The 26,773-nt window shown below is 60.4% G+C and carries 15 protein-coding genes and 2 tRNA genes; 7 read left to right on the top strand and 10 right to left on the bottom strand.

The features are described 5' to 3' along the window. Positions 1-64 precede the first annotated feature (64 nt). The 4 genes from WAW39_RS04785 to sucC all read right to left on the bottom strand — a co-directional run bounded on the left by WAW39_RS04785 (position 65) and on the right by sucC (position 3,815). Entirely contained in the window at positions 65-1,000 is a 936-nt protein-coding gene (locus WAW39_RS04785) for a nitrilase-related carbon-nitrogen hydrolase (protein ID WP_422316320.1), read from the bottom strand. A gap of 65 nt (positions 1,001-1,065) precedes the next feature. Next, a complete protein-coding gene (locus WAW39_RS04780; RefSeq protein WP_422316318.1) occupies positions 1,066-1,995 on the bottom strand; it encodes an amidohydrolase family protein in 930 nt (309 codons plus the stop codon). Positions 1,996-2,052: 57 nt separating this feature from the next. After that, on the bottom strand, positions 2,053-2,529 hold the full coding sequence (locus WAW39_RS04775; RefSeq protein ID WP_422316316.1) for a pentapeptide repeat-containing protein: 477 nt from the start codon (positions 2,527-2,529) through the stop codon (positions 2,053-2,055). A gap of 101 nt (positions 2,530-2,630) precedes the next feature. After that, positions 2,631-3,815 (bottom strand): ADP-forming succinate--CoA ligase subunit beta, encoded by a 1,185-nt coding sequence (gene sucC, locus WAW39_RS04770; protein WP_422316314.1) that lies wholly within the window; start codon positions 3,813-3,815, stop codon positions 2,631-2,633. A 118-nt stretch (positions 3,816-3,933) separates the two neighbouring features. Between sucC and trmD the strand changes: the two genes are divergently transcribed. From trmD to WAW39_RS04755, 3 genes are all read left to right on the top strand, one after another. Beyond that, positions 3,934-4,605 (top strand): tRNA (guanosine(37)-N1)-methyltransferase TrmD, encoded by a 672-nt coding sequence (trmD, locus tag WAW39_RS04765; RefSeq protein WP_422316312.1) that lies wholly within the window; start codon positions 3,934-3,936, stop codon positions 4,603-4,605. Between the two features lie 98 nt (positions 4,606-4,703). Then, positions 4,704-4,794: transfer RNA gene (locus WAW39_RS04760), tRNA-Ser, on the top strand. 167 nt (positions 4,795-4,961) lie between these two features. Then, positions 4,962-5,141 (top strand): hypothetical protein, encoded by a 180-nt coding sequence (locus WAW39_RS04755; RefSeq protein ID WP_397383494.1) that lies wholly within the window; start codon positions 4,962-4,964, stop codon positions 5,139-5,141. Positions 5,142-5,241: 100 nt separating this feature from the next. On the opposite strand, the gene WAW39_RS04750 is transcribed toward WAW39_RS04755, so the two are convergent. Beyond that, positions 5,242-5,317: transfer RNA gene (locus WAW39_RS04750), tRNA-Ala, on the bottom strand. A gap of 735 nt (positions 5,318-6,052) precedes the next feature. On the opposite strand from WAW39_RS04750, the gene WAW39_RS04745 reads away from it, so the two are divergent. From WAW39_RS04745 to WAW39_RS04735, 3 genes are all read left to right on the top strand, one after another. Then, on the top strand, positions 6,053-12,466 hold the full coding sequence (locus WAW39_RS04745; protein WP_422316310.1) for a DUF1800 family protein: 6,414 nt from the start codon (positions 6,053-6,055) through the stop codon (positions 12,464-12,466). A gap of 6 nt (positions 12,467-12,472) precedes the next feature. Further along, positions 12,473-14,026, top strand: coding sequence for a DUF1501 domain-containing protein (locus WAW39_RS04740; protein ID WP_422316308.1), 1,554 nt, complete (start codon positions 12,473-12,475; stop codon positions 14,024-14,026). Positions 14,027-14,184: 158 nt separating this feature from the next. Continuing rightward, positions 14,185-14,544, top strand: coding sequence for a hypothetical protein (locus WAW39_RS04735; protein WP_422316306.1), 360 nt, complete (start codon positions 14,185-14,187; stop codon positions 14,542-14,544). On the opposite strand, the gene WAW39_RS04730 is transcribed toward WAW39_RS04735, so the two are convergent. From WAW39_RS04730 to WAW39_RS04710, 5 genes are all read right to left on the bottom strand, one after another. Further along, positions 14,534-15,328: a DNRLRE domain-containing protein gene (locus WAW39_RS04730; RefSeq protein ID WP_422316304.1), complete on the bottom strand. Its 795-nt coding sequence runs from the start codon at positions 15,326-15,328 to the stop codon at positions 14,534-14,536. The two genes, WAW39_RS04735 and WAW39_RS04730, sit on opposite strands and share 11 nt — an antisense overlap. Before the next feature lie 67 nt (positions 15,329-15,395). Beyond that, positions 15,396-17,897 carry a PQQ-dependent sugar dehydrogenase gene (locus WAW39_RS04725; protein WP_422316302.1) on the bottom strand — a complete coding sequence of 834 codons (2,502 nt, stop codon included), beginning with the start codon at positions 17,895-17,897 and terminating at the stop codon, positions 15,396-15,398. A gap of 104 nt (positions 17,898-18,001) precedes the next feature. Next, entirely contained in the window at positions 18,002-23,266 is a 5,265-nt protein-coding gene (locus WAW39_RS04720) for a beta strand repeat-containing protein (RefSeq protein WP_422316300.1), read from the bottom strand. 22 nt (positions 23,267-23,288) lie between these two features. Then, a complete protein-coding gene (locus WAW39_RS04715; protein WP_422316298.1) occupies positions 23,289-23,885 on the bottom strand; it encodes an RNA polymerase sigma factor in 597 nt (198 codons plus the stop codon). 138 nt (positions 23,886-24,023) lie between these two features. Further along, entirely contained in the window at positions 24,024-26,270 is a 2,247-nt protein-coding gene (locus tag WAW39_RS04710; RefSeq protein WP_422316296.1) for a multiheme c-type cytochrome, read from the bottom strand. Between the two features lie 172 nt (positions 26,271-26,442). Between WAW39_RS04710 and WAW39_RS04705 the strand changes: the two genes are divergently transcribed. Continuing rightward, positions 26,443-26,773: response regulator transcription factor (locus tag WAW39_RS04705; RefSeq protein ID WP_422316294.1), on the top strand; the 331-nt coding region annotated here is incomplete at its 3' end.

The raw sequence follows: 26,773 nt of genomic DNA, 5'->3' as shown, positions 1-26,773 counted from the left end.
CTTGGGTATGCGAAAAGCTCCAGAGGACTGGAGCACTCCAAAACGCATAGCGCACGCTGTGCGTTCACATGCGTTCGCGTCTGGTGACTTTTTTCGCCGGTGCTGTGCGTGCGCTTTCGTCGATCTGTACTTCCTCCGGGGTGAGGTTGACGTTGAGCTGCGAGGGATTGGTTTCTTTGCGCCGGCGATGGGCCTCGTGAATGACGGCCTCGGGCACTTCCACACGCAAGGTGTGCCAGCCTTGATGGACGAGGCGGGTGTCTTCAGAGCGGTCATAGGCTTCGAACGCCTTCAGGGCTGGCAGGTACATGGCGATCCTGCCGAGGTTCACATTGACCATGCTGGAGTCGCATTTGCCCACGAGCGGGCAAACGACGACGGCGCAGCCGAGTTCGATGGCGCGGGCGGAGGCGCAGCGGGTGACGCGCTCGCTGCCGTAGAGGGTCTCCGTGGCGCTGGGAACGAGGAGGAGGTCGATATTGAGTCCGCGCAGCCGGGAACTGAGTTCAGGGACTTCGATGTCGAGGCAGATGATGATGGCCACGCGGAGGCCGGACATTTCGAAGACGAACAGTTCGCGGCCTGCCCTGAACTCATGCTCCCATGGGGTGAGGAAAAGTTTGTCCTGATGCAGAACGCGGCCGTCACTGAAGATGAGGGCGCGATTGTAGAGGTGCTTGGTCGCGGGATCGAGATAGGGGGCGGTGCCGACGATAGCGTGCTTGCCCTTGATGCAGAGGCGCTGCCTGAGTTTGGGCAAGAGATCCACCCAGACGACTTTGGCGATGTCTTCCATGTCTGCATCCGGAGGCAGCAGGGGCTCCAGAGCGGCCCAGAGGTACTCGGGTAGGAGGACGATGTCAACGCCACCCGCCCAAGCGGTTTCGACCCGGTGCATGACTTCCTCGGCAAAGGCATCCACGGTTTTTCCTGCATCGCCGACATCGAAGGTCCAAGCTTCGACTTTGACATTGGTCTTGCGGGGGGCGGTGTCAGGCATGGCTGGCGCATAACGGGGCCAGCGGCCTGAAAGATGCAAGCGGCCAGTGCAGCACTGGCTCGTGCTCAAGCCAGCCGGAAGAGCTTGCGGGAGTTTTCGAAAAGGATTTTGCGCTCGACTGCTTTGCTGGGGGCGAGCTTGCGGATGGCGGCGAGGGTTTGCGCACCCTGGCAGCCGGGGCCCCGGCCGAGGTGGTCTGCGCAGTCGCTGCCGTAAAGGATCTTGTCCTGATGGCGGTCGAAGAACTTAGTGGTGTGCTCTTCATCGCGGGTGAGGGCGAGCAGGCCGCTGCCGGCGGACATGTCGGCAAACATATTGGGGTAGTCGGCGAGGTAACGATCCGTGATGCCGCCGGGGGTGATCTTGCCCTTGGGGTAGTTCACCGTTTGATCGTGCTGCTTGTCGATGTTGCCCCAGAAGGCCTGTGCGTGGCCGATGAAGTTCGTCTTGGGGAACTTCTCCAGCATGGTGTGGAAGCGGTCGTAGCCGAGGTTGTAGGTCAGGTGCTGGAAGTGCAGGAGGATGGGCACGTTGTAGGCGGCGGCGAGGGCGTAAAGTTTCTGGCTCTCGGGGGAATCACACTGCACCATGAATTTCTGCTCGCCGATCATGCAGGCGCCCTGCTTGAGCCATTTTTCGATCTCGGCGGGCGCGGTGTCGAGGTCGGTGACTTCATTGGCGGCCCAGAGGTAGGCGTCGGAATGGGCTTTGGCGAAGTCGCGCGCGGCTTCCGTGGTGGCACATTGAGCGGCGAGGCCGTTGGATTTGCCGTTGTGGGTGGAAGGGCGGTCCACATAGGTGCCAGCGGGCAGAATGATCGAAGTGGTGATCCCCATGGCCACCTGATGCGCGAGGAGATGCTCATCTGCGCGCTTGTGGTAGTTCATGTGCTGATGGATGTCGATGACAGGCTCAGCGGCCGGGGGCGTCTGCGCCAGGGCGCGGGAGGTGAGTGCGGCGAGACCCGTGGACAAAAAGATGCGGCGTGATGGCATGAAACCACTACGCCGCAGGGAAGGCGATGTTGCTCGTCAGCGACGCGGCTGCGCGAATCAGCTCAATTTTTTCAGGCCCTGTGTGTCTGCCAGGATGGCGCCGGTGTAAATCATGCCGGTTTGCACGGTGCCGTTGAGGTTTGCGGCGATGAGATCCGCCTCGGTGAAGTCGGCATTGGTCAGATTGGCACCTTCCAGGTTGGCACCGGAAAGATCCGCGCCACGGACATTGGCGTTGCTCAGGTTGGCATGTCGGAGGGAGACGCCGCCGAGGTCGGCCCCGCTGAGATCTGCGCCGCTGAGATTGGCGCTGTCCAGATTCGCGCCACTGAAGTCGCCACCAGAGAGATTGGTGCCTGCCAGATTGGCTTTGGTGAGGGTGGTGCCGACAAAATGGGCTTTGGCCAAGTTGAGGTCATTGAGCGTCGCACCTGCGAGGTTCATGCCGGTTTCGTCGATCTTGCGGCCGCTTTTGCCGCTGCTTTCAAGCCATTGAGTGTGCGCGAGGAGTTCTTCGGTGGTGATGCTGGCCATGGTCCACAAATGAAAACCCGATTTACGAAGCCGTAAATCGGGTTTTCAAACTTGTTTAGGGGATTTAGAGGGTTCCCTAAAGCCATTAGGCGGGGGTTAAATCAGCCTTTCACCTCTGCGACGATCTTCTGAGCTGCGTCGGTCAGATCGGCGGCGCTGGTGATCTTCAGGCCGCTGGCGGCGAGGGTGGCCTTGCCGGCTTCGACGTTGTTGCCTTCGAGGCGGACGACGAGCGGGATGTTCAGGGAGACTTCCTGCGCCGCGGCGATGATGCCGGTGGCGATGATGTTGCAGTCCATGATGCCGCCAAAGATGTTCACCAGGATGCCCTTCACATTCGGGTCGCCCAGAATGATTTTGAAGGCTGCGGTGACCTGTTCCTTGGTGGCGCCGCCGCCGACGTCGAGGAAGTTGGCTGGCTCACCGCCGTGGAACTTGATGATGTCCATGGTGGACATGGCAAGGCCGGCGCCGTTGACGAGGCAGGCGATGTTGCCGTCGAGACCGATGTAGTTGAGGCCGAATTCGCTGGCGGCGACTTCACGCGGGTCTTCTTCCGTGGTGTCACGCATGGCGGTGACGTCCTTCTGACGGTAGAGGGCGTTGTCGTCGAAATTAAACTTGGCATCGAGAGCCACGACCTGATCATCGGAGGTGATGGCCAGCGGGTTGATCTCCACCAGGGAGCAGTCGCTCTTCAGGTAGAGATTCCACAGCGCGGTGAAAAGCTTCACGGCCTGGTTCATGAGGGGGCCGCGCAGATTGAGCGAAGCAGCGACCTTGCGGCACTGGTAGGCCTGGAGGCCGATGGCGGGATTGATGTACTCCTTGCTGATCTTCTCAGGAGTCTTTTCGGCGACTTCTTCGATGTTCATACCGCCTTCGGTGGAGGCGATGATGGCGTGGCTGCTGGAGACGCGATCAAACAGGATGGCGAAGTAGTACTCCTTCTTGATGTCCACGGATTTGGCGATGAGCACCTTGCTCACGAGCTTGCCTTCCGGGCCGGTCTGGTGGGTGACGAGGGTCTGGCCCAGCATCTTGCCTGCGATGTCTTCCGCTTCTTCCGGGGTGTTCACGAGATGCACACCGCCTTTGAAACCGTTCTTGAAAGTGCCTTTGCCACGACCACCGGCATGCACCTGGGCTTTCACCACGAGTCCTGCTTCACCGATTGTGCGAGCCGCGGCTCCTGCTTCTGCCGCTGTGCTGGCGACGATTCCTTTGGGACTGGCGACGCCGAATTTGTCGAACAGTTGCTTGGCTTGATACTCGTGGATGTTCATGGAGAAAAAATGGGGGAGCCCGATAGTAGAAGTGCGACCCCAAGCGTCAAGGCGCATTCCCGGTGAAGGTGAGAATGCCGGGCTTGCCGTGCCTGCAAGGCTGCGGCATAGCCCCAGAATGCGAATTGATGTGGTGACGTTGTTTCCGGAGCTGGTCTCAGTGCCCATGGGCCTGAGCATGATGGGTCGTGCGCAGGAGAAAGGCATTCTGGACCTGCGGGTGCATGATCTGCGTGAGCAGGGGATGGGCAAGCACCGTCATGTGGATGACACGCCGTATGGCGGGGGGCAGGGGATGGTGATCCGCCCGGAGCCGGTGTTTGAATCGCTGGATCGCATCGACACGCCGGAAGCGCGCATCATTTACATGTCACCTGCGGGGAAGCGGTTTGATCAGGCCACGGCGCGGCGGCTGTCCGCTGAGCCACATTTGATCTTCCTTTCGGGGCATTACGAAGGGATCGACCACCGCATCATTGAGCACTGGGTGGACGAGGAGATCAGCCTGGGGGACTATGTGCTGACGAACGGGGCCATCGCCGCCGTGGTGGTGATGGATGCGATCGTGCGCCTGCTGCCGGGGGTGCTGGGAGATGAAATGAGTGCGGTGGAGGAGAGCTTTGGTGCCAGCGGCCTGCTGGAGGCACCGCAGTACACCAAGCCGGCTGAATACCGCGGCCTGAAGGTGCCTGACATGCTGCTGAGCGGGAATCACGCGAAGATCGCCGCATGGCGGGAGCAGCAGGCGCTGGAGCGCACACGGACGAACCGCCCGGATTTAATCGACTGAGATGCGTCCGAGAATGACATTTCGTTTGACGATCCACCGGGCTGCACGCTAAATAAGCACTCCGCTGGCTGACCACCTGCGGGACAGTTTTAATTATTGGTGAGGTGGCTGAGTGGTCGAAAGCACATCTTTGCTAAAGATGCGTAGCCTTAACAGCTACCGAGGGTTCGAATCCCTCCCTCACCGCCATTTTTTATCAGACACCCCCGGCTGAAAGCGCATGGCTGCCACCCTTAAATAGGGTCAAACGAACAGCAAATGACGCGGGACAGTCCCTCAAAGCGCCTTGCAACGGCCTGCACAGAGCTGCAATTGCCTGTTGCACAAGGGGTTAAAATACCACATTCTGCCACCCGATGAAAATCAATACCAGCATTACCATTGATCCACGCATCGCCAAGCTGGCGAAGAAATATGCGGCGCTCGACGGTCGCAGCTTTGCCAACTACGTCGAACGTGCCGTCGCTCGACAGGTCGAGCAGGACCAGATCGCCGAAAGCCCAAGCCCGAAGGCCAAGCCTGCGAAGAAAAAGTAAGCTTTACCGCTGACGCGGTGGGAAGGGGAAGGGGAGGCGGTGAGAGTCGCGATCCCAGGTTCCTTGTTGTCTCGTAGCGCAGATTCAATCTGCTGGAAAGTGGTGGAGCTAAGGGGATTCGAACCCCTGACCTTCTCATTGCGAACGAGACGCTCTACCAACTGAGCTATAGCCCCAAAATGGGATGTTTGGACGATGCCTGGTGATTTGGGGCACTCGTCAGATTTCTCTGGGAAGTTGCCGAGTGCGGGCTGGCGGTGGCCGCCGACGCAGGGCAAGAATCGTTTGAGAAAGCAGGTGAATGCCTGATTCACTATTCATCGAACGGAATTAATTATGCGATGATCCGGCATTCCGGCAAGCTGATTCGTCGCGGCCTGGAAAACCTCCGACACAGTCCACGCCAAGCGCAAGCTGGCTGAGTTCAAGCGCGATGTGGGCCGCACCGCACATGATGCAGGGCGTGTGACATTGTCTTCCCTCGGTGATCGCTATCGCGTTGCTGGTTAACCGAGTGCCATTCATGCATGGCATCTTTTTTATCAGCATTCTCAATCTGATGCAGCAATGTCAGATAATCGACTAAAAGACCAGCGCCATTCTGCCCGCATGGTTTGCTTGATACACATGCAGGACTTTTGGGATCACTTAGGGGATGGTGGAGGACCCACCCAATGAAGGAGTTTGTCAGGGCAGGAAGGACGTAATGCCGCAGATGCCTGTCAGGGGTCCGCCTGGTGTCTGCCCAAGCTCATTGGCAGGCAGCATGCCGCCGTTCTTTAAATTATAACCTCGACTTTGAAGGGCCGTTTTGTTTTTATCTTCAAGGTTCTCAGCCGCTGCACATCCAACCTAAATATTCTGCGTCGAGAAATTCAGAGAACCCACGCAGAAACGATTTTTGTACACCCATGTCGTCATTCACGCATCCTTTGATTCGTCGCAGCCCGGTGTGGGCGCTGCTCCTGTCGGTCTGCCTGTTCTGTGCATGGAGCCTGAGAGTGATGGGAGATCCCGACATGAACGTCACCAAGGCGGTGTGGAAGTCGCTGTATGGCGTGACGGACGCACAAATCAATGACCAGGCGTGGCTGGGGCGCGATGATGACGGCGACGGTATGAGCAACGGGTCGGAGATCATTGCGGGCACCCATCCCTTCCGCTCCGGCTCCGTTCTGAAGGTCTCTTCAATGAATTTGACCGGCGGCATGGTGAACGTGGTTGTCCCCACGCAGATCGGCAAGCTCTACATCCTGCAGGCCTCTTCCAGCCTGACGGGCGCGAGCTGGGCCGCTCTGACGCCCAATGTTCAGATCATCGGCGATGGCAACACGCAGACGCTCTCCGGGGCGGCGTCCGGCACCAGTTCCTTTTACCGTGTGCTGGTGCAGGATGTGGACTCTGCCGGTGACCAGGTGGGTGACTGGGCCAAAAAGCTGCTCGGCTACATGCCCGGCACGCCCATTGGCTCGCAGTCCAGCTACGACCACACGCAGCTCGCGACGAACCTGCAATCACAAAACGTGGTCAGCCTGACGGCGGTGGATGCCTCGACCACGCAGCCGGCAGACGCCGCGACGCCTGCGGGCGACGTAGGCGTGATCACCGTGCAGCGCACCGGCTACAATCTGCTGAATCCCATCACGGTGCCTCTCAGCAAGGCTGGCTCAGCGGTCGAGGGGACGGATTACGCGGCCATTCCCTCAGCGGTGACTTTTCCTGCAGGAGTGAACTCGGTGGACATCAAAATCACGCCGCTCTACAACGCCAGCCGGATGACGAGCTGTGTGGTGTCTTTGACGGCGGGGGCTCCGGGCACGGCGGGGGCCTCGGGGAATTACTCACTCAGCCCGTTGTCGATCAGCGCCGGGGTGACGATCAACCCATCCGGCAACCCCACGGGCACAGGGCTCATGGGCAATTACTGGGTCGGAGCCAGTACGAACTATGCCAGCAGTGCGAACTTCGGCGGCAACGGCGCGACCTACACCTACACCAAGTTGACGGGCACCACCGGCACCGCCGTGATCACCTACGCCGGCACGACCGGTTTTTCGACGACCTCCCCGAACAACCGGGTGAACATGACCTTTTCTGCCGGCAGTCTCGCTGGCGGCACCTATGATGGCATCAAGACGATCACTTCAGTCTCCGGGCAGACGATCACGGTGTCCATCACGGGTGCCGCAGTGCCCAGTTCGCAGACTGGCAGCGCTGCCTGCCTGCTCAATCCGCCGGTCGTGACGCGGCTGGACCCTGCGGTCGCGTTCACCTGGCTGTATGGTTCACCCAACGGCACCAATCTCGTCGCGGCGGACAATTATTCCGTGGCCTGGGATGGCTATCTCTCGCCCTCGACTGCGGGAACTTATGTGTTCCAGCTCGATGCGGATGACAAGGCGCGCGTGTTTCTCGACACCGGTGGCGGGCTGATCCAAATCCTGGAGAATGGCTGGGACACCACAGCGACGGGAGCCTTCAAACAGAGCGGACAGTTCACCCTGTCCGTGCCTGCCGCTCCGGCAAACCGCTACCACATGCGGGTCGAGTTTGTGGAAACCACGGGGAACGCGAAGTGCAAATTGCAGTGGCAGATCAATGGCGGCAGTTTTGCGAACATTCCGAATGCGAATGTTTACACCAACAACACCGGCAGTACGACGGGCTGGCCTGCCAGCTACTACGCCAATACGACACTAACAGCGCCAGCGGCAGGGACGCAGACGGACAGTGCCATCACCAATGGAAACAACGGCGACTGGGGTGCGGGATCGCCCGATCCGCTGATCTACCACAATTACTTCTGCTGCCGCTGGACCGGGCAGATGCTGCCGCAATACAGCGAAACCTACACGATCACCGTGAACGCCGATGACACGGCCAAACTGTGGATCAACGGCCAGCCGATGGTGCTGCGGCGCCTGACGAATGACAATCCCAGCGTCACCTATACCTATACGAAGAACACATCGACCAACGGCACCATTGTGCTGCCTTACACCAGCGCCGCCGTCAATGTGGGGGATGTGATTCCGTTGAAGTTCACCACCGGCAATCTCAGCGCGAACTACAACATCTCGCTGCCCTACACCGTCAGTGCGGTGACAGCAGGGGTGAACTTCACCACCGCACTCTCAGGCATGAGCCTGCCTGCCTCGGGCACCGGAAGCGGCACCCTCGATACCACCAACCTGCCGATTGACTGGCCGGTTTATTCCGGCGCCGACCGCTACGCCACCCTCGCCCTGCAGGCAGGGGTGCTATATGACATCAAGCTGGAAACTTGCGAATTGAGCAGCGCTGCAGGCGCAACGCTCTCGTGGTACAGTCCGAGTCAGTCGAAGCAAGCCATTCCCACCGCACGCCTGTTCCCAACAATGACCGGCCAGACGCCACTTGCGGGCAATCCACCAGCCGGGCCGCCCGCAATCACCAGCCCGACGAATGTGATCACGATGCTGAATTCCGGCTCGCCGTTCAGTTTGACGCTGACAGCGAGCAATGGTGCGGGTGGATTCACCACCAGCGGCCTTCCTGCATGGCTCACGCTCACCAACGGCGTGCTCAGCGGCACTCCGCCGCAGGCAGGCATCTACCAGTTCACGGTTTACGCCTCAAACAGTGCCGGCAGCACCAGCGCCGTGGTCACAATACAAGTGAAGGACAGTGGGGGCCAGTTCACGCGTGAACTCTGGACTGCGGGAGTCACCGGGGCGACGCTCAACGATGTGCCCTGGGGTTCAGCACCGACGACCACCAATGCCATCACCAGCGTCGAGGACAACACGACAACCTATGGTGCCAACACGGGGGAAAGGCTGCGCGGCTATTTCACCCCGCCCATGACGGGGAACTACTATTTCTGGCTGTCAGCCGCCAATGTTGCTGAGCTGTGGATTTCCAACAACGGAGAGCCCGTTAACAAAGTCCGCCGTGCCTATGTGACCGGCCCTGCTGGAACCTCCACGCGCACGTGGAACACGAATGCCAGTCAAAAATCCGGCTGGCTCGCGCTGACAGCAGGGCAGCCGTATTACATTGAGGTGCTGCACAACACCGGAGCCAGCGGTGGTGCCAACAATCTCTCGGTCGGGTGGTTTCTGGATCCCACCGGAAACTCTGCAGCGATCGCCAACGGCGGCGGACCTGCGGATGCTTCGTCGGGAGGAGTGATTCCCGGTTTTGTGCTCTCGCCGTGGGACAATCCGCCCACCACCGCCATCCCGGGAGCCTTGTATGTCACCAATCTTCAGGGAGCGGCCGGGCTTTCAAACATCACCGGCAACGGCGGCGCGTTTATGCGCGTGAGCGGTTCCACGGCGGTGGTGCATCTCAATTACTCGGGGCTCACCTCCGGCAGCATTTCCCGCGGCATCTACGCCGCGCAAAACGGCGGCAGTCCGGTGCTGCTGTTTGATTTCGACGCACAGGACCGGAACTACCCCACGCAGCGAACCTCAGATGGCGGCTACACCTGGAACATGCAGGCATCTGACCTCACCGCGCTGGGAGACGGCACCGTTTTTGTCAGCATAGGCACCGTCAACAATCCCAACGGTGAGCTCACCGGCACATTCGGGCCTGTTCCAGGTTCGCAAACTCCGCCTGCACTTCCCAGCTACCCCGCCTGGACGGACGACCATGGGACGGATGCCGGAGCTGTGCGCTTTCTCACGCAGGCCACGTTTGGCCCGGGACCGGATGACATCACGTATGTCAAGGCGAACGGCTACCGGAACTGGATTGAAAATCAGTTCGGCTTGTCCGCCACGCACAACGTTCCCTACATCCTCTCCAACCTCAGCAGCGATCCGCAGAACCCGTACAACAGTTCGCTCTTCTTCAACTCCTGGTGGAAGAACTCCGTGACCGCGTCGGATCAGCTGCGTCAACGTGTCGCCTTCGCGCTGAGTGAAATCCTCGTCGTGTCAGACACCGGCCCGCTCAACAACAACGGCCGCATTCTTGCCGACTACTATGACAACCTCGTGGACTCCTGCTTTGGCAACTACCGCGACATCCTCAAGCAGGTCACGCTCACTCCTGCCATGGGCCTGTATCTGGACATGCGCGCCAATGACAGGGGCAGTGATGCAACGGGCATTCACCCCAATGAAAACTACGCGCGTGAAATCATGCAGCTCTTCTCCATCGGATTGTACCGCCTGTGGCCGGACGGCTCGCTCGTGCTCGACTCGAATGGCAACGCGGTGCCGACATATGATCAATCCACCATCACCGGCATGGCGCGCGTCTTCACCGGCTGGACCTGGGGGCAGGCGATGAGCAACGGCAGGCTGCCGACCAACTTCTATCCCAGCGCCAACTATCTGGACCCGATGGTTCTGGTGCCCTCGCATCATGAGCCGGGCCCCAAGGTGCTGCTCGACAATGTGGTCATCCCTCCCGCTGCCGTCACCTTTGTGAACGACTCCTCGCAGGATCCCAATCCCAACCCGATCACGATTCAATCCACGGACCCTGTGCTCGGAGCCGGCAATCTCGTCAGCACATCGATCACCAATTCCTATGATCTCAGTGGACTGAGGGACTTGGAAATGGCTCACGACAACATCATCAACAACTCCGCCGTGGGGCCCTACATCTGCCGCCAGCTCATCCAGCGTCTCGTCACCAGCAATCCCAAGCCCGCCTACGTCCAGCGGGTCGTCCGTGCGTTCAATGGTGAGCGCAACGTCGATGGGGTGGCCACCGGGGTGCGTGGCGACATGAAGGAGGTCGTTCGTGCCATCCTGCTCGACTACGAGGCGCGCAGCACCACTGCCGCAGCAGATGTCGGATTTGGCAAGCAGCGCGAGCCGCTGCTGCGCCTCACGGGTCCTGCGCGAACCTTCGCGGCCTCGGGCATCGCCGGCTCCCGCTATCGCCAGATCGGTTACCAGCAGATTCTCATCACCACTCCCACCGCGCACAAGCTGATCAATAATGACGTCATCCTTCTCGACAGCTTTGTCGATGACGGCGCGTCAACGACCAACCTGCCCAGCGTTGGAGGATACATCGTCGGAAATATCACGCCGAGCTACAGCACCAACAGTGCTACCGGAGTCGTGACGGTGACCTCGGCGACCTCATTGGGTTTCCAAACGGGTGACAGCGTGGCGTTGCAATTTACCTCGGGAACGCTCGGCTCCACCGCGCCCTACAACACCGTGCAAACGTACTCCGTGACCGGCGCAACCGCGACCAGTTTTACGGTCAACATCGGTGCCAACAGCGTGAGCGGCAATCCTTCCGGCAACGCCTTCCTGCCGAACAACTTCACCGTCAACACCACGGGCATCACCACCCCGAGCTACAACAGCGTGACCAATACCGTCACCATCACCGCTTCTGGCTATAGCGCCGGACACCGGCTTTATGTGAAGTTTTACAACGGTACTCTGGCAGGTGGCACCTACGACGGTGTCTATACGATCACCTCGGCTGCAGCCAGCACCTTCACCATCACACTCACAGGCAGCCCGCCGGCCACCAGCAGTGGCACGGCTTACATCCCACGATTCACCGGCGGCTACAACATCACCACCACCGGCGGTGTTTCGACCATCAGTCTGCAAACCAACGGTAATCACAATCTCAAGGCCGGCGATCAGGTATGGATCGACATTTTGGTGGCCAACGCAGGCACCCCTGCACCGAGCCAGGTGTACACCGTGGTCAGCGCACCGCTGCCCAATCTGTTCACCGTCACCACTCCCACAACGGTGTCGAACGGATCTCAGAGCACCTCCGGCCAGGCGGTCTATCCGCTGTCCATCAGCCAGTGGACACGCTCCGGCGGCTGCGCGGTGCAGAAGGGGACCTGGAACATGGGCTACAGTCAGAGTGACCTGACTCAGACACCGCTCAACTCCACCACGGTCTTCAACTTTTTCTATCCTGACTATCGTTATCCAGGCGAGATGGCGAAGGCGGGGATGACGACGCCGGAGTTTCAGCTCACCAATGATTCCAACACCATGAACCTCACCAACACGGTGACCGTTGGATTCCTCAACGGTGGCAACACCAATGGCTTCCAAAGCTTCCGCAATGGTGGTGGCTCCATTCCCATGGACATCAGTCCTTTCATGACCGCAGGGCAGACCAGCGACTCCGCCATTCCCACGCTCGTGGACACGCTCGCCACACGTCTCATCGGCGGCAGTCTCAATTCAACCGCGCGCACGACCATCATCAACTACGTGATTAGCAACTGGTCGTACACCGCCGGCAACCCGACCACGACCCAGATGCGTGACCGGGTGCGCGCCATCATCCATCTCATCGTCACCTCCGCCGAATACGCGATTCAGAAGTAACTCCGCATGAACAAGCCACTTCACGCCCCCTTCATTCCACGTCGCCGGTTTTTGCAGCGCTACATTCCGGCCGCCATCGGCCTCGGCGCGCTTGGAAATTCGCTCCGCGACCTCAAGCTGATGAGCTCGGCGATGGCCGCCGGTTCTTTCTCCGACTACAAGGCGCTCATCTGTGTCTTCCTCAACGGCGGGAACGATTCGAACAACATGATCATCCCCACCACGGCGGCGGACTGGGCCAATTACAGCGCAGGGCGCGGCACGCCGCTCGCCATTCCCAACACTGACGGTGGACCGGCGACGGCGCTGGCGCTGAACTCACGCAATGGAACGACCGGCTATCCCGCCAGCGACGGACGCACCTACGGCTTCCATCCGGCGATGGCGGAACTTGCCACCCATTTCAATAACGGCATCGTCGCGCCCGTGTTCAACATGGGCACGCTCAGCTTTCCGCTGACCAAGGCTCAGTACAGCGGCAAGTCCGTGCCAAAACCACCACAGCTTTTCTCGCACAGCGACCAGCAGACGCAGTGGCAGACCTCCCTGCCGGACCAGCCATACGTCAGCGGCTGGGCCGGGCGTATAGCAGACCTTTTTTCGTCTCCGCCAGATGTGAACTCGGGCGGCCAGGTGTCGATGGCGGTGACGCTGGCCGGCTCGAACATTTTTGAGGTGGGCTCGCAAAATTACGCACCCCAGTATGCCATCACCACCAGCGGTGCCGTGCAGCTCAGCAGCGTCAACGGTGCCAGGCAGACTGCTCTGCAGTCCATCCTGAATGCCGACAAGCTCTCCGCCGACCTGCAGACCAAAGCCTATGCCGGCGTGCTTGACCACGCCATCGCCGAAGCGAACATCCTCACCACCGCGCTAACAGCGCAAGGCAGCCCGGCGTGGTTCAGCCGCTTCCCCACCTCCCTCACCACTCCGAACGGCGGCTCCACCTTCACCTCCTCGCTCATGTCTCAGATGAAAATGGTGGTGAGGCTTATTGAACTGGGCAGCAAGGCCGTCGCCAACGGCGGACTGGGCATGAAGCGGCAGGTTTTCTTCATTCAGGTGGGCGGCTATGACACGCACACGGGCCAGACCAGCAATGCGGGCTCCAGCACTCCCGACGACACCAAGGTCATCATTGGCGCCCAGGCCAATCTCCTGGCCGAACTGAGCAAGACACTCAACGCCCTCATCCTGTCCTTGCAGGATATCGACACCCTGCGCGGCGGCGGCTCCAACCTCAAGAGCGCTGTCACCGCCTTCACCGCGAGCGATTTCGCCCGCACCTTCCCCACCAACGGCTCTGGCAGTGACCACGGCTGGGGTGGGCATCATCTCGTCGTTGGCGGCGCGGTGAAAGGTGGCGCCACTTATGGCAAATTCCCCACGCTCGCAGTGAACGGGCCGGATGACACCGGCATCGGCCGCTGGATTCCCACCACCGCCGTGGATCAATATTCGGCCACTTTGGCCTCCTGGTTCGGCGTGGACGACACCAATCTCAGCACCATTTTCCCCAACCTTGGCCGCTTCTCATCCTCCAATCTCGGATTCCTCTGAGACCGCATGCCAAGTTCCATTTTCACCCGATGAAGCGGACGCAGGTTTTTTTGACCATTGGCTTGCTCGTGATGTCAGCGGCCAGCGTCTGGCTTATGACGCGCTCAGCGCAGGAACCTTCAAGCAAGGTTCCCGCAGCGTCGCTCCCCAGACCCGCAGTGTCAGTTGTTCCAGCACCTCAAGCTCATGCCCCGCTGCCGCTGCAGCCAGACGCAGGAGTCGAAAACGAGGCAGCCAGTGATCTTGAGCGCATCACCATCATGCTGCGGGATTACCGCACCATCGCGGGCGACAACCCCATCGGCTCCAATGCCGAGATTGTGCAGGCCCTTTCAGGCGACAATCCCAGGCAGGCAAAAATTCTGCCGGATGATCTGCCCCGCAACAGCAGCGGTGAGCTGGTGGACCGCTGGGGCACGCCTTATTTTTTTCATCAACTCTCCCGCAACAGCATGGAGATCCGCTCTGCCGGTGCCGACCGCCGCATGTGGACCAGTGACGACGTCTTCACTCGTTGAGGCGTCTGGAAGTGCGGCGGCGGAAGGTTGCGGCAGCAGCACCGATGAACAGCAGCAGCAGCCTGTCAGGTTCGGGGGCCATTTCATAGGTCACGCTCAGCGTCGGTGCCGGGATGCCTCCACCCGGCTGCTCAGCCGAGGCAAAGCGCCGCGCCGTGCCAGCCACGTTTTCGCTCTCGCTGATGAGGGCGAAACCATTGTTGGTGGATGGGGAATCCAGCCATGACTGCACATCGGCGACCAGATCGGGCGAAGATCCCCAAAGATAGAGGCCCACGTCGCCCACGGAGGTCGTGGCGCTGGGAACGCTGGCAAAGTCCGTGCCGATTTGACCTCCGGGCGTGGCCCAGTTGTCTCCCGTGGTATTGTAGTGGAGATTGTTCCAGGTGGTGTCCCCGGTGGAGGCCGGAGAGCCGGTCACCGCACTGCCCGTGCCTTCGGTCCAGCTTTGCAGCGCACGATAAAGGCTGAAGTCGGAGTTCACCGGCCCGCCGTGCTGGTCGGGATCAGGACGGCGGGTGACGTAAAGTGACACCTGCACGGACGTCACGATGGCGCCCGCCGGAACAGCGCTGAGATCGAAACTAAACAAGGCGCGCGAGTTCGAAAACTGCTGGTTGGTGCCGGAGACGAGTGTTGTACCGCCCAGATTGTAGTCAGGGTGGTTTTGGTAGATGGAGGTGTCCGCCGCTGCAGTGGCGACGAAGGTTGCCCCCATGGCCGGCATGCCAAGCAGTCCCATGACCAAGCACAGCCGCACGAGCGGTGGCAGGATGGGATTCATGAACAGCGCGACGTTTGGCACGCGGGCAAAGTAATGCTGTCGAAGTCCCGATCAATGTGGAATCCCGTCATTGCGAGACGCGGATGAGCCGGAGCCGGGCGAAGCGCCGTGTGTTTCCGCTCAAGGTTTCCGAGACAGTGACGTTCTTCACCGGGGCCTCTCCCGGTGCGTCAGATTCAGACACAAAACCGGCCCCCGAAGGTGTGGCACCCGCTGCACTCTGCGTGATCGTGTTCCAGACCACCAGATCATCGCTGGTCTGCATCTGGTAGGTGAGATCGGTGGCACGGGGATCACGACGGAAGGTGATCGTGAAGGTCGTGGTGACACCAGCCGTGGCCGCGCCAGCCTGCATGCCAGCACCGGAGCCATTGGCACTCAGCGGTGAAAACGCAAAGGCGTACTCGAACAGATTCGTGATGCCGTCTCCATCCGCGTCAGCGTTGTCGTCCAAAAAGGTGCCTGGGGTCGGATAATACTGCCGCAGCCATGCATCACGCCTGTTAAGGGCAGGAGCCACCGGATTGTAGCTGATGACCAGCTTCGGCTGCACGGACGCACTGCCTTCGCGACTGTTGAAGCCCCGTGCCGTTGAAGTGGTGCTTTCATCCCCCACGAGAATCCAGCCGAAGTTGTTCGCGGGTGTACCAAACCAGCTCTGCACGTCCGCCGCCATCTGCTGCGAACTCCAGGAATAAGAACCCAAGGTGGTGCCCACCGTCGTGGTGGCAGATGCCGTTGCATTGAAAACACCACCCGCGGTGCTCCAGTTCGTGGGATTCGATGCATCATAAAAACGTGCGTTCCAGGTGGCATCACCCGTCGTCGCCGCTGTGCCAGAGCCGCCCCCGCTCCCGGCGAGGGATGTGCCCTCTCCCCAGCTTGTGCTCAATCGGTAGAGCGACATGGTCGCGTTCGGGTGGCCCGGATTGTTTGCAGCAGTTTTTAAATTCAGCATCATGGACGCCGAGGTTACCTGGGCTCCGCCTGGCAGTCCGCTGGTGACATCAAAGGACAGCAACGCACGGCGTGGCGCCCCATTGGCATTGTTCCCGGAGAAGAGATCACCCCGCGCGTTGCTGTTGTTCGGAAAGTCCGAGTAGATCGAGTTGTCCTGTGAGGGAGTCAGTGTGGCGGTGGAAACCTGCGCCTGGACGATCTTGTAAATGCCACCGCTCGGTTTGCCGTTCGAGTCGAGCTCAAAGGGACCGCGCGTGATTTTGGTCGCCACGTAAAGCTCTCCAGCCTCATCACGTCCAAAGGCATAAACGCGGGTTGTGAGCGGGTTGCCGCCGGCGATCACGAGACTGCTGAAGTTCCAGATGCCAGAGCCTGGGGAGGTCTCCTCCACACCGAGCAGCGTGCCGTTGGCAGAGGCGATCGACTGGCTGTAGTCGCCAAACACATACTTGCCCTGCAATGCAGGAATCGCCGCGCCACGATACACGAAACCGCCAATGATCGAGGCGCCGATCTGTGGCAGCGCCGGTGCGCCAACAGTCACACCGACATGTGCATACTGGGCGATGGGCGAGATCAGCGGCAGCCCGCTGTTTGGCGCAGTGCCATCGTGGGTGAGCGTGCCTTCCATCACGCGCCAGCCGTAGTTTCCGCCAGCGGTGATGATGTTCACCTCCTCCACTTTGTCCTGCCCCACGTCAGCCTCAAAAATTCTGCCACTTCCTCCCGGCCCGTCATCAAAGGAAAAACGCCAGGGATTGCGCACACCAAAAGCATAGATCTCCTCGCGCACGCCGCCGCCGGCACCCACGAAGGGGTTTGCCGGAGGAATGCCATACTGGCCGCCGGGCCCGTTGGTTCCCAGCGGATCGATGCGCAGAATTTTTCCCAGCAGCACCGTCTTGTCCTGCGCATTGCCCAGCACCCCGGATGGCCCCGGTGAACTCGTGCCGCTGCCACCTGTGTGGCCGTATTGATTGTCATGCTGGCCACCGCCGTCACCCACGCTGATGTAGAGCAGTCCCTCCGGCCCAAAGCGCAGCTGGCCGCCATTGTGGTTCGACTGCGGCTTGTCATAGGCCAGCACCACGCGCTCTGAACTGACGTCAGCTGCGTTTGGATCCGTCGCGGAAACAGAAAATTCGGAGATCGTGCTCCGACAGTTCACCGGGCTGCTGCCGCCCGCCGCGTTCGGGGATGGGGCGCTGTAAAAGAGGTAGAACTTGCCAAATCCCGGGAGCGGCTGACCCAGCCCATCACGCTGGCTGAAGTTGGGATGAAATGCGATGCCCAGCAGCCCGCGCTCCTCGTAGCTCGAACTCAGCGGGAAAGGGTAGGTGGTAGGGGCCTTGGGCACCAGTTTTGCCCGCACATCCAGAAAGGGCTGCGGCAGCACCATGCCATCGCGAATGATGTAAACGATTCCTGCCTGATCAGCGACGAACAATCTGCCCGAGCCATCCCCCGCATTCGTGATGTCCGTGGGTGACACGATCTGCTGCAGGCTCACTGCTTTGAGCGCAAGCGGTGGAAAATCCGCCCGTCCTGCCGTGGTCAGCATGCAACTCAGCCATAGGATCAAGGCCCCGGCGGTATTTCGTGAATTCATTCCAAGTGCATTCTCCCAATATCCGGGTGCCGCCGCAAGCCATTATCGCCAGAGCGGCGCCTGACAGCCTTGCCCGTCAGGCGCTAATCAGCAGGCAACAGGCTCTAAGGCCGCACCAGTCTGAAGAACTTTGAGCCAGAGTTGATGGGAACCAGCACGCTGTTGTAGCCGCCCGACGATGTCATCGGACGAGTTGAATTAACCCAACTCGATGGATTTAGATCCACCGCCTCCTGCAGCGTCCAGCCGGTGAACGAATCGGGCCACGTCACGTTAAGTGAACCAGGAGTGGAAAGGGAAATCTCCACCTGTGGCTTCACGACCACGTCATTCACTCCGAGCACAAAAGGAGAGAGACTGGGAGTGATGGCCTCGATGACATTCTTCGCAGCGTCCACTTTGCAGCTCAGCTTCTCCCAGGTGCCGTTGCGGAAGTGGTAGATGACGAGTTGGTTTTCATCATACCCTGCCGGCAGCAGGCTCGGGTCGTAGGCAAATTTAAGCTTGATGTTGCCCGTGTGCACACCGTTGTAATTCAGCTTCCATAACTGTCTGCGTGTGGCGTTCGGAGTCTGAACCGTTGGCAGCACAAACTCGCCCTCCGCTTCTCGTTCCGCCATTTCAGCGTCGTCGGCATCGGAGTACTCACCGAAGAAGGTCCCTTCCTGATTGATGTCGTCGAATTCGAAATCGACACCTCCTACGTGCCCGGAGCCGCCATTGCAGCTGCCTCCTCCGCCCGTGCCGCTGGAACCGCCGCCGGTAACGACCACCTTCGTGCCCGTGAGCAAACTCAAAACGATGTCCAGGCTCGCACTTTGCCCCGAAGCCAACGTGCCCAGGTCCCAGCGCTGGCCGCCAGCAATCCAGCGGTTGGCTGGAGCGAAAGAGTCACGTCCCATTCGCGCGGCATACGGGGCGCTCTGCCAGTTGTTCTCAATCGACAGATGAACCCCGTCCGAAGGCTTGCCCGTGACGTGATCGTCAACGCCATTGCCCTCGGTTCCATAGCTGCCGATCTCAAACGCAGTCGGTGCCACCTTCGCATGGAACCCGATGAGATCCTCAAGCCCGATGCTGGAGCTGTCAGTTCCAGCCGCGCTGGTGTCCACCCCCGCCATGGTGGCATCGTATTGATACTCGGATAGCTTCCCGGCATAGCTGCGGTTGTCATACTGACCATGCTGCGAGATGAAACCATGCAGGAGTTGGAACAGCTGCAGATTGGTGATGCTGACGCCACTGATGTTCTTCACGATGAATGTCTGATTCATCACATATCGGTTGCTCTTGATCGCTGAACCCGCATTGGCCGCGCTTGCTGGCGTGACTCCCATGGGCGTGCCCACGACCGTGTCCACCATCTCAAAACGCAGTGTGATTTCGAGATCGTTGTTGGCGATGACTGATTCCGCAATGGGCAGGCCATCCAGATTGCTGCCCGCCAGATGAATGCCCGTGACGACATGGAAGTTCGAGTTCGTCTGCCAGTCGGGATAGAGAAAATTGGGCTCCAGCCACGTGGGTGTCTGAGTCTGTCCGTTGCGTTGGTAAGCCACGGCGCTGCCCCACTCGCCAGAGAGATACTCACGTCCGACAAAACCGGGCGTGTTGTCGAGCAGGAAATCCGAGTAGCCGAAATCTGTAAGCGTGATGTTCCAGTTGGGATTGGTCAGTGTCAGGGTGCCTCCAGTACTCGAGGTGGGACTCACCTGGATGTTGTCCACCAGGAACCGAACCGCTCCAACCGGCGCGTCCGGCAGTTGCAGCACGACTTGGTCAAAGGCTCCGCCTGTTGAATTAAAATTAATCGTGCCGGCCGGCAGCGTGTCACCTGCCGTCACAGTGCCGTGCGCGATGCCCGTGCCCACGCTCACCGGTGCACCACTGCTGGTGTCGTAAGCCGTGATCTGCACATTGGAAGGCACCGCCACGTTCAGCGCTTCCACCGTGGCAAAATCAATGCTCACACCTGTGACGGGAACGTCAAACTGAAGCACGAGCGTGGCATTGTCCGCGAGCGGTTCCAGATAGTTCCCGCTAAACAATGACAGCACACGCCCGCTTGCGCCCTCCGTGGTGATCTTGAAGGCATCTGCCGCCGGTGAGCTGAACGTGACCGTGTAGCCCGCCTTCGTCTGGACGAGCGGCAGCGGTGCATTCTCCGCTGGCACAGGCGCTGCCGTGTCGAAATCAAAATCAATGCTCAGCGGTGCCGCGACAAAGTTCGCCGTCAGCGTGGCGTTGTCATTCGCGGTGAATGTATAGCTGGTGCTGCTGCTCACCTCCGTGCCAGTCAGGTCCGTCCAGTTCACAAAAGTGTAGCCGGGATTCGCCGCCGCAGAAAGTGTGACGCTCGTGCCCGCATTGACGATGCCCGCTCCATTGATGCTGCCCGCATAAGTGGGACTCGGAGCGGCTGAGATCGTGTAGCCCGAAACAAAATGAGCCACCAAGGTGCGGTTGGCGCTCGCAGTGAATGTGTAGGTCGCACTGGTGCTCGCGATGGTCGTGCCATCCGTCCAGTTGAGGAAACTGTAACCAGCCCCTGGCGTCGCGGTGACGGTGACGCTCGCGCCGCTGGCATAATCTCCACCGCCGCTCGTGGTGCCGCCGATCGCCGGTGCAGAACCGGTGGTGATCGTATTCGCCGTCGCGAAATTCGCCACGAGCACCCGGTTCGCACTCGCGGTGAAAGTATAACTCGCGTTCGCGCTGACAACGTCCGCACCTGAAGTCCAGTTCACGAAGGCATATCCTGCATTAGGCACCGCGTTGACGGTCACACTGTCCCCAATCATGTAGCTGCCTCCACCGCTTGTCGTGCCTCCAGCCGCCGGAGCCGCGCTTGCGGAGATGTTCACACCTCCGGTGAGTGCGAAGTTCGCCACATACGCATGATTCGCCTGTACGTTGCTGAAGTTAAACGTCGTGGCAGTACCGACGATGTTGCCATTCTCCGTCCAGTTCACAAACTGCCAGCCGGCGGTGGGAAAGGCGATGATGTTGCCGCCATCACCCGGATTGTAGCTGAGACTGTCCGCCTCCGTGGTGCCACCTGCGGGCGGGTTCGACGTCCCGGTGACGTAATAAACCGGTGTGAAGGTCGCCACCAGCGCACGGTCTGCGCTGGCGGTAAAGGTGTAGCTCTCAGCGCTGCTCACATTGCTTCCGTCCTGTTTCCATTTGCTGAATTTGTAGCCCGGTGCCGCCGTCGCCACCACTGTGACGCTTGTGCCATCACCATACGAGCCACCACCGGTGGTCGTGCCTGAGTTCGCCGGCGTAACAGAAGTCGAGATCGCGCGGAGAACGGTGCCTGTGACGGAGAAGTTGGCCACCAGCGTGCGGTTGGCCGTCACATTGAAAGTGTAGCTCGCATTCGTGCTTACCTGCATACCGTTCTCCGTCCAGTTCACAAAAAAGTAGCCCGCATTGGCCGTGGCCGTCACCGTGGCGCTGCTACCGCTGATGAACCCGCCGTCACCGCTCGTTGTGCCACCCGCCACTGGCGCAGCGCTGGTGCTCACTGTATAGGACGGCAATGCGGCGAAATTCGCCACCAGCACGCGGTCCGCGGTCGCGTTGAAAGTGTAGCTCGCGCTGCTGCTCACGATCGCCGCGCCCTCAGTCCAGTTCGTGAAACCGTAGCCCGCGTTCGCGGTGGCTACGACCGTGGTGCTCGCACCATCATTGATGAGACCATCTCCCGTTGTGGTGCCGCCCGCCGCAGGGGCGGCGCTCGTCGTGACGGACCACTGCACAACGTCCGGCACGAAGTTCGCCACCAGCGAGTGGTTCACATCCATGGCCAGCGTGTAGCTGCTGTTCGTGCTGACGATCTGACCGTTGTCCGTCCAGTTCTGGAACAAGTAGCCGGCGGCGGGCGTGGCGGTGACGGTGGCATCTGCACCGACGCCGAAGGAACCATCGCCGGTGGTCGTGCCCGCACCCACAGGGGCTGCAGCCGTGTCCAGCAGGCTCTGTGCAGGCAGCGCCGCACCGGCCGCCGCGATGTTCATCGTATAGTTCTTCTGCACGTCGGGATTCACACCATCGCTGGCAGTCACGGCAAAACTAAAGGTGCCCGCGCTGCTCGGCGTGCCGGAGAGTACGCCTGTTACCTCGTTGAAGATCAGCCCCGGCGGCACGGTTCCCGATTTCGAAGCAGTGAATGGCAGTGCGCCTTCCACCACCACCGTGCGTGGCGCAAAGGCCTTGCCCACCTTGCCTTCGCCTGCGTGATCAATGAGACCCACCGCGGCATTCACATCCACCGCAGCCATTTGCGATCCGGTGAAATCTCCCACCACCACTTTCGTGGTCATGTCTGTGGTGACAGTGACCCACTCTCCCAGTGCGCCGTCAAAATGACCCGCATACGTCGCGGAGCCGGAGCCATGCTGGCCGTCTGCTCCCACCGCCGTCGCCTTCGCCTCGCCTGTCTCCGCATCCAGCGGCCCGGTGTATTTGTAAAACTCGTAGCGCCTCGTGACGACTTCATTGCCGTTCGGCAAATCTTCAGCGGCAGCAGCAACGTTGTTGTTCGGGCCACCATCAGCCGCACCATTGTTCTTCTGCAGGATGCGCCATTCCATCTCAACCTCATCGGGTTCGCCATTCTTCCAATTCTTGTCGTCCGGGTTGTCGGGGTCGTCGGAGACCAGTTCGCGCAGCTTGACCTTGTTGGCGTTATGCGTCTTGGTTTTGATCTCTTTCACCCACACCGCTTTGCCAAACTGCAGCGGCGGGGGAACTGGCGGTGGTGGCGGGACGATCACCGCCTGCACCTGCGCCGGCGCTGCGGCCGCTGGGGGATAGTAAGTAAACGTCGGCGTCGAAACCTGCACCGCGCCACCATGCACCAAGGTACCAGCCCCGTTGTCGATCAGCCAGTTGTAAAGCACCGCACTGGGTTGCACCCGATAGCCAACTCCAAAGTGCTCCCCGCCAAAGTTCACCCCAGGGTTGGTGAATTGATGCCCCTGCGTCGGCGGAATCGGCGCCGCAGGAATGGCCGTGTAGGCCGCCCAGGTGCCATCGGCATTCTTCTTGCTCTGCCAGCGAATGAACACCTTCGGATGCCCCGCCACCGAGTTGTCCTCCGTGATCTCCGGCACTCCGTAATGGTTGTAGTTATAGGTGTACGTGATGTCCGTGCTGTGGATGTCATCAAGTTCGATCTCAAACCCGTGGGCCTGGCTGCCGGTATCATTCACCGTGTCAAAGTTGTTGATGCTCCCGTAGGCGATGCTGGCCTGTGCCGCATCTGAGCCGAAGGTCAGCATGAGTGCCGTGATCAAGCATGCAAAGAGGTGTCCCTGAGGCATCTTCCTGGTGGTTGGCTGGCTGTGAGTAGTGTGTTTCATAAAGCGTTGGATCATCACCAAATCAGGCTGCCATCCTTGCGGACTCATGGCAGGCACGGCCCCGCCTTTGTGGAGACTCGATGTCGGTGCGCAGCTTCCGGCAGAGACGGTGCAAATGGACCGCCACAGCGCTCCGCGAACGGCCGTGCATCTCCGCAATCGCCCGGCTGGTTTTTCCTTCGAGGTAATGCAGCTCCAGCAGTTCGCGCTCAGGAGCAGGCAGCGCCGCGAGAGAAGACTCCAGCCTCTCAAGATACGGCGATGGCTTGTACTCCTCATACTCACCCGCCTGCTCCAGTTGCAGATAGGCCTGCTCGCGTGCCCTTCTCCGCGAGTCATTGCGCAGAATGTTCAGCGCACGGTGCCAGGCCAGCGTCCGTAGCCAGACTCGAAAAGAATGCCCCGGCTTGAAGCGGTCACCGTTGCGAAATGCCAGCACCATCGCCTCATGCGCCATCTCCTCGGCGGCATGGGCGCTGATGCGCTGCGCAAGCCATCCCGACAGCGGCGGCACGCATTGGGCATAGAGCTGTGTCGCGGCATCAGCATCCCCGCGCAGAGCTTGCGCAAACAAGCGGCTGCATTCGTCGCTGACAGCATGGGGGACCGTGTTGTTCATGGCTTGGTGGTTGTGCCCCCATTGTCGACACACACACTGCCGCTCAGCACGTTATCGTTTGGTAATGAACAACCTCCTCACTTTGCGTGCCTCTATGCCTGCCCACTCCTGGGCTGGCATTTGCTGTGCATATCTTGCTCACGGACCAGGTGTCGTGCGGACAGCCTCGACGCGAATGAATCGCGCAGGCGTGGCATTGGCTGGTGTCGTGTCGCGTGCCTTCAGCTCGCCTGCAGAATTGGTGGTGACGGCGGCAGGCGTCCAGTGGATCAGGTCCCCGGAGACCTGGATGCTGGTGCTCATGTCAGCCGGCAGCAGCGGCCCGCGAAACACACGCAGCGTGAGATATGACGTGCCGTTGGCACTCTCAAACAATTGCTGCGGCAAAAGACTCGTGCGCAACAGCGGATCGAGCCCCAGTGCGTATTCGATCCAGTCACTGAGACCGTCGCCATCCGAATCTCGGCTGTAATCCGTTCCTCCTACCGTGACGGAAACCGTTGCGGGTTGTGAATCGACAAAGCTGCCCGAATCACTCGCGATGTAGGTAAACACATCCGGTCCTTGATAGGCCGCATCCGGGAAATACGTCGCCACCTTTGCCGCGATGCCCACGGTGCCATGCGTGGGTTGCTGAATGACGCGAAGCATTGGATTCGTGCCGCTGGCGGTGAGCGCTATGCTCGTGGGCGTGTCCTTCGGCACCGTCAGCTGTGCATTCGCGACCGTCGGGCCCACATGCGTGCTGGCGTTGCTGCTGCCCGGACCGTTGTGGCAGTAGTAGCAGCTCACCTCCATGCCGCGCTTCAAGGTGAACGGACCAAACTTGGTGCTCAACGCCCGGTCCGCCTGCGCACGCGACAACGCTGTGCCGCGCAAGTCGGCGCCGTGGCATTCACGGCAGGCGGTGTAGTTGGGGCTGATGGCCCGCGCAATGTCGGCATGATCCTTCACCCATGTCTGGCTGCCGATGGGATGGATGCCGTGCGGGCCGCCGACACTGTTCGTGGGCATCGATGCATGACACACGGTGCAGTCCGCGAGCTTGCCGCGATGCCCTTGCTTGTTCCATGAGTAGAGATTGTCGTCACGATGCAACGATGGGTACTCCGCATGCGTGCTGCCATGGCAGGCGCTGCACACCAGTCCACCATGCCCTTTTGAAAAACGAAACAGCGACAGCCCCGCCGCCGGCGTGTTTGCATTCGTGCCAAATCGCTGATTCGCCGGCACGCGCATCACGCCTGGCGCAGTGAAGACGGATGTGAAGCGGATCGCGCCTTCATTCGCCTCAGCATCGCCGCTGTGGCAGGCCTGGCAGTTCGGCTCCATGAGCCAGCCCGTGCGCGCGCTGCTCCCCACATCACTCATCTGCCCGTGACAGCTCTGGCATTGCATCACGAGCGATCCGTCGCTCGCATTCACCGCGCCGCCCATCGCTCCGCGCAGGCAGCGTGTGGTCGAGCCGGGATGGCAGAGGTAGCACGAGTTGCGGCTGAGAACGTTGTCCAGCTGCAGTCCGTTCGTCGGGTTGGTGACGGTCGCGTGCTTCGAATGCATTGCCGCCGTCAGCGCCTTCACTCCCGCCGCACCGCCCGTGCCCAGCGCCTCGGAGGCATGACACGCGGCGCACAGCACCTGCTTGTTTGCGTTCGTGACGCTGTGATACAGCCCCTGCGGCGGATATCCCATCGTTGCGAGTGCCGTCGCGTAGTTGGGATCAGCCGCATTCTTTTCATCATGCAGCCGCAGGATGTTCAGCCGGAAGTCGCGCTTGTCGTTCGGGTCATTGACCCAGCCTGCGGCAGGCATGGCAGCGGCACCGGATCCGGACTTGTGGCACGCACGGCAGTCCATCTCATCCGACACCGGCACCACGATGTCAGCGCTGGCCAGCACGACGTTCGAGGAATTTTTCACCGACACACGCATCAGCGGATACGGATTCTTGTTCCCCGCATCGTCCTTCGGGCACAGCGGAATGCCCGCCGCCTCAAACCAGTTCATTCCCGCCACCCAGTTCATCGTCTGCGGCGTGTTGCTCCCGCCCGGCATCCCCTTGCCGGCCAGTCCCTGGTCCATGCCCACGTTCGCCCCAAAGAGCACCGCTGCGTAGTCATAGAAGTTCGTCTTGCCAGCCGATGTCGTGTTGATCGACCCATCCGGATTTGCGACGGCATGATACGTGACGGTGATGCCTGCGGTCGTCGGATCGGTGATCAATTTTCCCGCCGCGTCCATCACCTGCGCATTGATCGTGTTGAACGGCGGCAGGATGGAGAACACCGAATAATCGTCATCCATGCAATGCATGCCGAGATTGTTCCAGGCTACGACCGTCCACTGTCCACCTCCTGCCAGCAGCAAGGAAGGAAACAGGAGCACTAGCAAGCCGCTAGCAGCACCTCGGCTTCTCCAACAGTGAAATGACCTGTTCATGCCTGCGTATTGCTCCACAACCCCAGCCGCTCGGCACGTTATCGTTTGGTAATGAAGTGAAGCCCCGGCTCAATTTTCGTGCCTTTTTTCCAGCCCCATGCCTATGTTGGCTCTGACCATGCATATCCTGCTTGTTGAAGACGATGCCGAACTCGCGCGCCAGACCCTCCTGTGGTTGCAGGAGGCAGGTCACACCTGCACTCATTGCGCGGACGGCACCACGGCACTCTCACGCCTCACCCAGCAGGCCTTTGATGCAGTCATCCTCGATGTCGGCCTCCCCGACATGGATGGCTTCGCTGTCGTCGAACAAATGCGCGCGCGCGGGTTCGGCCTCCCAGTACTCTTTCTCACCGCCCGTGACAACGTCACCGATCGCGTGCGCGGCCTCAAAGCCGGCGGAGATGATTACGTGACCAAACCCTTCGCCATGGAGGAATTGCTCGCAC

The organism is Prosthecobacter sp., from assembly GCF_049294395.1.
GTDB lineage: Bacteria > Verrucomicrobiota > Verrucomicrobiia > Verrucomicrobiales > Verrucomicrobiaceae > Prosthecobacter.
The sequence above is the reverse complement of the archived record's forward strand: the minus strand, read 5'-3'. Positions and strand labels throughout refer to the sequence as shown.

What these genes read in the sequence shown, in the direction of transcription:
- WAW39_RS04785 (WP_422316320.1), bottom strand. Translation starts at nt 1,000, where the DNA reads ATGCCTGACACCGCCCCCCGCAAGACCAATGTCAAAGTCGAAGCTTGG.
- WAW39_RS04780 (WP_422316318.1), bottom strand. Translation starts at nt 1,995, where the DNA reads ATGCCATCACGCCGCATCTTTTTGTCCACGGGTCTCGCCGCACTCACC.
- WAW39_RS04775 (WP_422316316.1), bottom strand. Translation starts at nt 2,529, where the DNA reads ATGGCCAGCATCACCACCGAAGAACTCCTCGCGCACACTCAATGGCTT.
- sucC (WP_422316314.1), bottom strand. Translation starts at nt 3,815, where the DNA reads ATGAACATCCACGAGTATCAAGCCAAGCAACTGTTCGACAAATTCGGC.
- trmD (WP_422316312.1), top strand. Translation starts at nt 3,934, where the DNA reads ATGCGAATTGATGTGGTGACGTTGTTTCCGGAGCTGGTCTCAGTGCCC.
- WAW39_RS04755 (WP_397383494.1), top strand. Translation starts at nt 4,962, where the DNA reads ATGAAAATCAATACCAGCATTACCATTGATCCACGCATCGCCAAGCTG.
- WAW39_RS04745 (WP_422316310.1), top strand. Translation starts at nt 6,053, where the DNA reads ATGTCGTCATTCACGCATCCTTTGATTCGTCGCAGCCCGGTGTGGGCG.
- WAW39_RS04740 (WP_422316308.1), top strand. Translation starts at nt 12,473, where the DNA reads ATGAACAAGCCACTTCACGCCCCCTTCATTCCACGTCGCCGGTTTTTG.
- WAW39_RS04730 (WP_422316304.1), bottom strand. Translation starts at nt 15,328, where the DNA reads ATGAATCCCATCCTGCCACCGCTCGTGCGGCTGTGCTTGGTCATGGGA.
- WAW39_RS04725 (WP_422316302.1), bottom strand. Translation starts at nt 17,897, where the DNA reads ATGAATTCACGAAATACCGCCGGGGCCTTGATCCTATGGCTGAGTTGC.
- WAW39_RS04720 (WP_422316300.1), bottom strand. Translation starts at nt 23,266, where the DNA reads ATGAAACACACTACTCACAGCCAGCCAACCACCAGGAAGATGCCTCAG.
- WAW39_RS04715 (WP_422316298.1), bottom strand. Translation starts at nt 23,885, where the DNA reads ATGAACAACACGGTCCCCCATGCTGTCAGCGACGAATGCAGCCGCTTG.